We start from the raw sequence: 9,889 nt of genomic DNA on the forward strand, positions 1-9,889 counted from the left end.
CTGCCGGCACGCGGGCCGGGCCGCTATCCTGCCACGCGCACCGATACAAAGCCCCACGGCGCCGTCCCCGACGACAGGTGCACACACCGCCCGGGTGCCGATACCACGCGTCGGAAACATATTGCCCCAAGCGTACGAGACCGCATCGCTGACGGCGTCGAAACACACGCGACATCGCCCGGCGCATCGCAGGCGGCGACCCGATCGGCGTCAGCGCTCTCGTTGTCTTTTACCCTGCCGCGAGCGCGTCAGTGATCGCACGTCCTGCCCGGTCCGATCATGCCCGCGCGGGGCGTTTCAGTGCGCCGGCCCGGTAGCCGGCCGGGTATAGAAGGCCGGCACCGGCGGAAAGATCACCGCCCCCATTTCGGTCAGCGACGTCATGCTGCGCAGATGCCCGAGATGCAGCGACGTTTCGCGCAGCACCAACACCAGCCGGCGGCGCTCCTTGAGCACGACATCCGCGGCGCGAGACATGAGATTTGCGCCGATGCCGGCGTTGACCTCCGACATCGTCTTGATGGTACAGGGCGCGATGAGCATGCCCTTGGTCTTGAACGAGCCCGAAGCCAGCGCGGCACCGATATCGTTGACCGAATAGCTGACATCGGCCGCGCTCTTCCGGCTGCGATGGTCGATGCCGGTTTCCAGATGACGGGTCTGCTCGGCGGCCCTGGAGACGATCAAATGGGTCTCGACGCCCGCCGCGCGCAGCATCTAGAGCGCCCCGGCACCGTAAACGAGGCCGGTTGCTCCGGTGATGGCGACGATGAGGCGTTGTTGTTTCATGGCGATTCTCCTGACGTGCGGGCTGGCCTATCAGGACAGGTCGGGAGCCCAGAGGCCGGCGCCGGAGTCGACGTCAAGAAAACGAGCACGTACGAAACGAGACTTCCGGGCGCCGGGCACGGTCCAATCGAAGATGGTCTTGCAGGCGGTGCCCTTGGCAGGCAGGTTCGGGTCGTATGCCGGCGTCTGGCTCGGGTCCAGCACGTGACCGATCATATCGGGCACGAAAACCGTGTCCCTGTTGCCCTGATAACGAGTCTGCATGGCCCACAGCACGTCGTCGGTATCGAAGATATCGACATCGTCGTCCACCAGAATCACGTTCTTGAGCTCGCGATAGACGGCCAGCGCAATGAGCGCCGCCTGCCGGGCGTTGCCATCGTCAGCTGCATTCTTCTTGACGAGTTGCAGCACGGCCAGAAACTTGCCCACGCCCGCCGTATGGGCATGGACGTTGCGGACCAGGCCGGGCAGTGCTTCCTCGCAGGCGTTGAAGATGCCGGATTCGCAGGACATGCCGGCCAGATTCGTGTGCGTCTCGCCGGGACCGGCCAACGTCAGTCTGGTACCGGCCGCGTGGCAGCGACTGCAACTGCCGGGCATCTGTTATCGACCACTGGATGATCGAAGCCACGAGCCCCCTATCCCTGCTGTGGCATCCCGAACGGCCCGACCCGGTCGTTCAGCCCGGGCTGGAGCACGGGTCCGAACCGGCCGCGCCCTGAACGCCTGACCACGCCCGCTGCCGGCCTGAAGCCCCGGAACCGGCAGGACCGGCCAGCGGGCCCCGAAACCGCGTCGGAATCGCACCAATCCCGCGGTTACGGGGCATGCACACGGCGGCCCGGCCGATTCATGCGGCTGCCGCACATCGATTCCGACCGGCGCTCTTGGCGTCGTAGAGGGCATGATCGGCTGCCGACAACAACGCGCTGCCACTGCGGTGCGGGGCCGAGGAATGAACGAAGCCGAAGCTGGCGGTGACATGGATACCGCCGTCGGCAGCCCGAACCGGCCGGTGCTCGATACGTCGGCGAATGTCATCGATCTGCTGTTGCGCGGATCGGCTATCGATATCGGCGAACAGAAGACAGAACTCCTCGCCCCCGAAACGGGCGGCCATGTCGGCATCGGTATTGGCCAGAATGGAGGCCACTTCCTTGAGCACCGTATCGCCGAGCGCATGGCCGTAGGTGTCGTTGATGTGCTTGAAACGGTCCAGATCGAGAATGGCGAGGCTGAAATCCCGCTCGCTGGCCACCTTGCTCGCCAGATAGCGATCGAAGGCCAGACGGTTGGGCAGGCCGGTCAGGGCATCCGTGTGCGCGAGTTTGTCCAAGTTGTCGCGCGACATCTGCAGATCGTTCAACGTCCGATAGACGTACTGCACCAGTATGGTCATTACCACAAACGTCACGGTCAGTGCCGAGCACAACGTGACGATACCGACCTCCGGCAACAGCCCATAGATGTGGTTCGCAACCACCACGGACACAAGCGATGCCAGCGTCACGATGATGCCGGCCGGCAGACCGCCGATGATCAGCGCCGCCGAGGTCGTCGCGAAATGCCAGGTGAAGCGCATCGGGTCCGCGACATTCATCAAATCCGTGGACGTCCCCACGCACACCGTACTGATGATGTAGAACCAGACCGCCACCGGCAGATAGCCCGGCCGATACCGGATCGCCAGATAGAAAACGAAACAGAGCCCGCCCTGTGTGAACACGAGTGCCTGATGATAGGCCGGGATGCTGAAGATGCCGACAGACATCAACACAGCAACGACAATCGAATTCAGACTGGTGGCCAGCAGCACACACCGGGCCATGAAGTCACGGAACTGCCCGTGTGCCGCATTCTCGCCAGCATACTTCACGCTCACCTCAGGGGTAGACGACGCCGGAAGACAACACAGCGCCGTCTCGCGCCTCGGGCCGCGCGTGCCGCATCCAACGATGCCCGCTGCCAGGACCCAAGGCCAAAAACGATAGGTTCAGCTTAACGCATACCCACACCATCAGTCGCAACCGCCGGTCACGGCGGCGTTTGCCGTGGCCGCGACAAGACCGGGCCACAACGTACGAACCGATCTTCGACCAGGCGGCAGCGCGCATCGATGCCGGAGCCGCGAGTTGGCAAACGCAGGCCAGCGCCGACAGCGCGACAATCCCCGTAAATGCGACGCGGTTCGGGGCCGACAGCCCATGCTGCGTGGTATACGGCCGCCTGTTGCATGCCCCGCGTCGTATCCGGCTCACGCCACCGCGCGGTTCCGGTCGCGCCACAGGTCATGCATGCAGCCTGCAATCAAGGCAACATAACCCAGCAACCAGACGTAGTAGCCCACGTGCGGCGTGATCGATGCCGACGAATCCAGTGAAACGAGTATCGGCGTGGCCATGCCGGCCAACAGCGCCGATACCGAGACGATGCCAAGACACATCAACTTGGCGTGGCTGACATGCCTCAGCGCCAGAAACGGCGCCAGAAGGAACAGTCCGTTCGAGACGGCCGCGAACGCGATCACCCAGCAGGGCGCACATTCGCCCAGGCCATAGAGCATCATGATCGACACGCGGAACGCTTCCCATCCGAGTATCATCTGCTCACTCGTGTCGCGCGCCGCCGGCAAGATCAGCGAGAGCAATCCGAGACTCGTGCCGATCGACATCGCATACTGGAAAAAGTTTGTTCGATGCATGAAATTCAGCCCTGGCAGCGGCAATGCGATCATCAAGAATACGCGGTTTCATACACCGCCTCCCCCTATCGCCGGTTCGAACCCCGGGCCTTGCCGCACAGCGGTCGACTTGGCCCGGTTCAATCGTTTTGTCGCGCATCCATCCAGCATCGAGCCCGACGCCCCATCGAAATCGCCGTGACCGGTGCGCCGATCGCGCCCCGCCCGGCCGCGTACGCTGGATCGTCCGATCGCCCGGTCAAGGACAATGGCCGGCTCGCGCTTGCCTGTCTCAGCGAGCGGGCGCGCGCGTTGCACCGGCCGGGCGCACGTCGTGTCGAACCGGCCGGGCCGGCCGCTCGACGTTGGTGTGGCCGTCTTTTTCACTGAGCTTGAATACGCTGATGATCCGGGTCAGACGCGTTGCTTCTTCACTAAGCGCGTTGGAAGCCGCCGCTGATTCCTCGACGAGTGCCGCGTTCTGCTGCGTCATGTCATCGAGCTGGGCGACGGCCTGATTGACCTCGTGAATCGTACTGTTCTGTTCCTGCGCTGCTGCGGTGATCTCGCCGATCAACGCATTGACGCGGTCCACCTGCGCCACGATCGATTCGATACGCTCACCGGCTCTTTGCACCAGGGCTTCACCGGTGGCGGTCTTGTCCACCGAGGTGTCGATCAGCGTCTTGATCTCGCGTGCGGCCTGGGTGCTGCGGTTGGCCAGGCTGCGCACTTCCTCGGCCACCACGGCGAAACCGCGGCCCTGCTCACCCGCGCGGGCCGCCTCGACCGACGCATTGAGGGCCAGCAGGTTGGTCTGGAACGCGATTTCATCGATCACGGTGATGATGCTCTCGATCTCCCGGGCCGAGCCGCTGATCTCGCGCATCGTGCCGACCACGTCGACCATCGCCTGGCCACCTTCACGCGCGGACTCGGCCGCTTCGGACGATAGCGTGGCGGCATGCTGCGAGGACTCGGCCGAATTGGCGACCGTGCTGGTCAACTCCACCATGGCGGCCGCGGACTGCTCCAGGTTCGCGGCGGTGCTTTCGGTACGTCTGGACAGATGGTCGCTGCCGCTCGAAATCTCGCCGGCAGCGAGCTTGACGTTATCGCCGCTCGCGCGCACCTCACGCAGGACACTGTTGATCCGGTCGACGAAGGCATTGAACTGCGTGGCGACCGTGGCGAGTTCGTTGCGCCCGGCGACCGGCAAACGCTGGGTCAAGTCACCGTCGCCGCTTGCGATCTCACGCATGCGCTCGGCCAGGTCGCCCAGGGGACCGGCAATGCCGCGGGCCACGATCCAGACCAGGATCAAACCGAGCAGCGCGACCAGTGCACTGACGAGCATCATCCCGAATATATCGGTGGTGCGCTTATCCGCGAGGCTGGCCTGCAACCCGTCCAGATCGGCCATGACCGCCGCGACCGGCAATTGAACGACCAGCGTCCAGACGCTGTCCGTGTTGCCGATGCGGACCGGGCGATAGAGCTCGATCGTCTGGCCATCGTCGGACGTGACATCGACAGTCTCGCCGGTGCGGCGTGCCCCGGCCAGACGAGACATGCCATCGGCACTCAATACGTTGGCGGCCGGCTTGCCGAGCCTGGAGGCATCGCCCGTATAAGCGACGAGGCGTCCCAGCGGCGCGACCAACGCCATGCGACCGGCGCCATCGTAGAGACCCGCGTTGGCCTTCGTCAGCATCGTCTGGATGAAATCGACGGATATATCGGTACCGGCCACGCCCTTGAACGTGCCATCAACCATGATCGGCACACTAAACGTCGCGACCATCACATCATCGCCGTCGTAATCATAGATTGCCGGGTCCACCACACAGGTTTGGCCGCTCTCCTTCGAACACAGATAGTACTCACCGCGGCGGATCCCGGAATCCAGCATCTTCCGGCTTTCCATCGCCTCAAGGCGGAGCGCCTGAACTTCCACCACACCTTGATCGTTGCGAAACGCCCACGGGCGAAACCGGCCGCTGCCGTCGTAGGTCTGGGTGTTGTCGGCCGGCACCCGGTAGGCACTGTCGGCCCCGAACGCATTGGGCTCCCAGCCGATGAACGCGTCGAGTAGAAACGGATTCTTCGCCACCGCCTGCTTGACCAGCGCCGACAACTCCGGCCGGCCGAACGTGAAAGCGGTATTCGACGCACCGGGCACGCTCGCCAGTTCACTCGCCCCCGCCAAGCCGTGGGCAATACTCAAAGCCTGTTCGAGCTTGCGGTTGATCTGCTCCCCCTGGGTATCGGCCAGCGCAGACAAGCGCGCGTCGATCCCCTCCTTGAGCAAGTCACCCGTGCGTTGCTGCACGAACGTGCCCGTACGCTCGGTGGCGATATAACTGTAGACGAGCAGCACAGCGACCACACAAAGGAGGCACGCGCCGGCCGCCAATACGACGAAATGCTTTATCGAAGAGAAATGCTTCATGGAGAACGGCGCCGGCTACAACATCACGTGCGGAAGTGAGTTCCAGCTCCGCATGGCCGCCGGCCACATGACACAAGATCTCCCCGTGTATTAACGACCCATCCCGCCGCGACTTTAAAATGCCTTCACAATGCATCATTCGATGCTCGAATACGGCCGCCGAAATCCGACACCCATCCACGGAACCGCCACACCCCACCGACCGGCCTCGACGGATATCGCCGCTGTCATCCGGCAGGGCCGAACCACCTGGGAGAAGACAACCGGGCGCCTGATGGCACCGCGAGCGATATCGCTCTGTCGCCGGCGGGGCCGCTACTGACTGGCGCCGGCCTGTGGGCTTTCGAACGTCTTTCGGATGCGGCCGAACCGATCGAAAGCCAGCCGGTGCGCGACACAAAATCAACGCGCGGCGCTTCACATATTGCGGGCTCCGAATGGCGGATCACGCCAGTCGACCGTCGTATCGTCCCGTGAGTCGAAGGCAAGCGGGCCCGGCGAACAACCACAGGCCGGCACGCCCGTCAGCGCCGACGCGGCCCAGAACCGCTCATTCAACACTCAATGGCCAAGACCGTACTTCTGGTTCAAGTTCAACAGATCGTGCCCGTATATCTCTTTCTCCAAGATATCGACCACAACCACCAGATAGACGTTTTCCATGCCGGTATTGATCAGTAGATGCAGATGGGATTCCGGCCGATTGATATAAACATACTCGACGTCCCAGGAATCCGTCTCGAAGGCTTCATACTCCGAGGCCAGTACGCGCTCGATATACGGCCAGACATCAACCATCGCGACAACCGAAGTCGTGACATCCGTCATCGGCGGCGTAAAAGTCGCTTCGAATTCGTCCTCCGAAAGTCGCCCCATGATTTGCTTTCCCGTTTGAAGCCGGCGCATGGTGCCCATCGAGGCCGATATGGCTCACAAAATGGGCAACTGAGATGTGTTACGCGCGACGCCCAGCCAGAACCTGCTCGACAACCAAACCGCTCGTTATAATAATCAGGCTGGCATTCCTGCCCTGGGGCACCCATTTCTTTTCTTTATGGAACCTGTTCCGAGCCTATCCTTTATTTTCAACGCCGGCCGGACAAATCGGGAACGTGCCATAAAGACACAAGACATCAGCACCACGCCTACGCGCTCGCCAAGGCGTTCTCACCTGTTGATGCGGACGCTTCAGAGTCGGACCCGCGCCGAGAAAGGCCGATAACAGTTCCGGCTATCACAGCCGCTGAGCGATAGGCCCTCGGCGTGCGGATTCCATAAAGGCTCGGACAGATGCCCATCAGAAGCCGGATATACGACCGCAACCGTTCCTCGGGCTGCCATCAGAAAAGACTGTCGGATCCACCCCTTGCGGGAGGCGCCCATATACGCCTCGTCAGGTTTTTTATTTACCATTACTTTTGCGCATGAAGCGTGTCCATTTTTTTAAAATCTCGGAATGGATATTTTCTGGTTTAAAAAAACCGTAACCCATGATGCATGGACGCCATGCATTACCTTTATAGCGCATATCAGAAACCGCGCCTGCGGCAGGAATCAGGCGTTCGCAATTTGCAAGCATTGTGATTTCGACCGATGTATGAGTCCACGCCTTTTCACATTTCTTGCAGACCACGCGCTCTTCCAGCTCAAGCCCCCCTGTATCCGGGCCTGGCTCAGAAAAACAGTCAAGTCTCAGGGCAGCCAGCACAAGCGCATTTTGCAGGGTATCCATTCCGTCACCATGCGGTTTGCTCGCCCAAAACGCGAACTCTGGCCATTCGCATGGATGGCCATGGCGCTCAATATATGCCGCCAGCACATGTTCGACGACGTCTCTTTGCTCACGGGCTCTGCGCTTTGATTCTTCAACACTCACACCTAACGCCTGAATTAAGCGGACGTGCGAATCGGGTTCAGCTTGAATGAATTGTTAGGTGCCTCCCGGCGCACTACCAAATCTCAATGGTTTCGCTGAAATCGCCCGGGTCATGCGCGCAAACAGTGATGGATGAGGGAATGAAGCTGTCACCTTTGTAGGCGGGCTGCGCGGAGTACCTGCTAATTTTTCCACTCTCGGCAAGCGGAAGAATGGTACCCACATCCACTCTGCGCTTTTGCTCGGCGGCCCAAGCTGGAACAAATACAAGATTGGGGCCAATAGGCTCGCCGCCAAACTCCTCGGGCATTAGCAGCATAGGCGAGAGGTCACCCTGCCGTGCAGCAGCCTCGGCTTTCTCTCGTGAATCCAACGAGGAAAAATCCGGACCGGCGGAATTCTTCTTTTTAAGCCAATCGAACATCAAAATCTGCAATCGCACCTAATGCCGAAGCCTAGCCGCCGCCGGAGCAGCCGAAGGCTACGGAGGGAACCCAAAGCGCGCCAGCGCTTTGGGCGGCCGACTGCAGCGAATTGTTATACATCGTCGACTCAACGCCAGTCGTTGGTTGGTTTTCCGTCTTCAGGGCCGATAAATGCGCCGATGGTGTTCTCCAGTATTGCCTTTTTGGCGTCTGCAAGTGCGGCCGAATCTGACGTGAATGTTTCGTCCCAGACCGTCGAGTTGTTGTACTCATCGACGACTTCAAGCGTCCACGCCTGATCTCCTTTCAATCGATAAATTTGAATTTCGACTTTTCGACGCCCGCTAGTCAGCGGGCCGCTCAACGTCGAATCCTCCAGCTCCCGTTCTTCGCTCATCGATTTTCCTCTGATACTGACAGTATTTAAACGGTATAACGCCCAAGCTCAGTTGCCGGCCTAAGCGCGACAGCGCTTTGGGCGGTCAACTGCAGCGCAACGTTAGGCGCGCGTTCCGAGCGGCCAGATTTTTCGCGTTTTCAAAAAACTATCTTCTACCGTATATGTAAAGAAATACTCTTCAATACCGAAGAAACCTTCCGCCCCATACCTATAGCACGCAATGCGAGCTATTTTACTTAAGACATCGGATAACCATCGAATAATAGTTAATACATAGAATCGACCGTATTTTTGGACGATCTCCGTTTGGCCCGTTCGAATAGAGGCGGATTTCACATCGTGCAACAAATTTCCCGTTTCGTCGGTATGATGTACAGATGTAAAGGGCGAAATCATGGAGTCGATAAACTCGGCATTGCTTTCGACTCGTTCTTGCGGTCGCTTCCCGTAGTAGTGTTTACTTAATATAGATTCCGCCACTTCGCTCCACCACTTACTTACCGGGTCCTCATCCGACAAATTCGGGTCGCCTAGTGATGCGAAATTTGCATAGCGTCCTCTTCTGGCATCGGCAAATGCATCTAAGCATTGAAGCATTCTTTGAGTTGTTTCGTTTCTCGGCTTTTGATAGCGAATAGAGAGATCATTCGCCAGCTGAATATCTTCGACTCGTTCTATAAGAGCTATCAGGTTGTGGCCAAACTTTTTTATCTTTTTTTGATCCGGCATTTTGCCTGAATTTTTGATTGCAAACTCGGCCACTAGTATCAATTTAGATAGCCTTTCAATACCGACAGATAGGCCAAAAAACGCCGTATAGTAATCGCCGACACGATCGGCGTAGTTCGCTTTACCTAAAGCTGTCGCCCCGGACCCAATTAAATGCCGAACGAGCGATGCTTCACGCCCGAGAGCGTGCCAGTCCGGAATGTCCCACGGATTAGCTTCCATATTATTTTCAGTCGCTCGCCTAACGCCTAAGCTCAGTTGACGCCGGAGCAGGCGTAGCCTGCGGAGGGAATCCAAAGCGCGATAGCGCTTTGGGCGGTCAACTGCAGTGATGGAATGGACGCCTCCCGCTCTTTTATTCGGCATCAACGTGCCATGCTGAAGTTGTCGAAAAACAGCAGAAGCACGGGAGACGTCCATGACTTCGAGTATGACGATTGCCGTCGATTTGGCCAAGACCGTGTTCGAGATCGCTATTGCTGATTCCGAATGGCGGATTGTCGAGCGCCATCGATTGAGCCGATCGCCGTTTCAG

General features: G+C 59.7%; 10 protein-coding genes and 1 pseudogene. 1 reads left to right on the forward strand and 10 read right to left on the reverse strand.

The genetic code is table 11. From position 1 onward, the window contains the following. Positions 1 to 297 precede the first annotated feature (297 nt). From D3260_RS06230 to D3260_RS06275, 10 genes are all read right to left on the reverse strand, one after another. On the reverse strand, positions 298 to 717 hold the full coding sequence (locus D3260_RS06230; protein WP_199671380.1) for a UbiX family flavin prenyltransferase: 420 nt from the start codon (positions 715 to 717) through the stop codon (positions 298 to 300). Between the two features lie 102 nt (positions 718 to 819). Further along, entirely contained in the window at positions 820 to 1,305 is a 486-nt protein-coding gene (locus tag D3260_RS06235) for a UbiD family decarboxylase domain-containing protein (RefSeq protein WP_199671381.1), read from the reverse strand. Positions 1,306 to 1,642: 337 nt separating this feature from the next. Further along, entirely contained in the window at positions 1,643 to 2,674 is a 1,032-nt protein-coding gene (locus D3260_RS06240) for a GGDEF domain-containing protein (RefSeq protein WP_147418113.1), read from the reverse strand. Positions 2,675 to 3,046: 372 nt separating this feature from the next. After that, the gene (locus D3260_RS06245; RefSeq protein ID WP_147418114.1) at positions 3,047 to 3,493 is read right to left on the reverse strand and encodes a hypothetical protein; all 447 of its coding nucleotides are present in this window, start codon (positions 3,491 to 3,493) and stop codon (positions 3,047 to 3,049) included. A 271-nt stretch (positions 3,494 to 3,764) separates the two neighbouring features. After that, positions 3,765 to 5,924 carry a methyl-accepting chemotaxis protein gene (locus D3260_RS06250; protein WP_120097706.1) on the reverse strand — a complete coding sequence of 720 codons (2,160 nt, stop codon included), beginning with the start codon at positions 5,922 to 5,924 and terminating at the stop codon, positions 3,765 to 3,767. Positions 5,925 to 6,485: 561 nt separating this feature from the next. Further along, positions 6,486 to 6,800 carry a hypothetical protein gene (locus D3260_RS06255; protein WP_120097707.1) on the reverse strand — a complete coding sequence of 105 codons (315 nt, stop codon included), beginning with the start codon at positions 6,798 to 6,800 and terminating at the stop codon, positions 6,486 to 6,488. A gap of 526 nt (positions 6,801 to 7,326) precedes the next feature. Further along, the gene (locus tag D3260_RS17215; protein WP_147418115.1) at positions 7,327 to 7,800 is read right to left on the reverse strand and encodes a hypothetical protein; all 474 of its coding nucleotides are present in this window, start codon (positions 7,798 to 7,800) and stop codon (positions 7,327 to 7,329) included. A gap of 73 nt (positions 7,801 to 7,873) precedes the next feature. Next, on the reverse strand, positions 7,874 to 8,224 hold the full coding sequence (locus D3260_RS06265) for a hypothetical protein (protein WP_199671382.1): 351 nt from the start codon (positions 8,222 to 8,224) through the stop codon (positions 7,874 to 7,876). Positions 8,225 to 8,352: 128 nt separating this feature from the next. Next, complete coding sequence (locus tag D3260_RS06270; protein ID WP_120097709.1) at positions 8,353 to 8,622, reverse strand: hypothetical protein; 270 nt, start codon at positions 8,620 to 8,622, stop codon at positions 8,353 to 8,355. A 102-nt stretch (positions 8,623 to 8,724) separates the two neighbouring features. After that, entirely contained in the window at positions 8,725 to 9,774 is a 1,050-nt protein-coding gene (locus tag D3260_RS06275) for a hypothetical protein (RefSeq protein ID WP_233543984.1), read from the reverse strand. Between the two features lie 10 nt (positions 9,775 to 9,784). On the opposite strand from D3260_RS06275, the pseudogene D3260_RS18055 reads away from it, so the two are divergent. Further along, positions 9,785 to 9,889 (forward strand): annotated as a pseudogene (locus D3260_RS18055) (IS110 family transposase); the annotation flags it as partial.

The sequence above is a fragment of the Salinisphaera sp. Q1T1-3 genome, assembly GCF_003602005.1.
In the GTDB taxonomy this organism is placed as follows: Bacteria; Pseudomonadota; Gammaproteobacteria; order Nevskiales; family Salinisphaeraceae; genus Salinisphaera.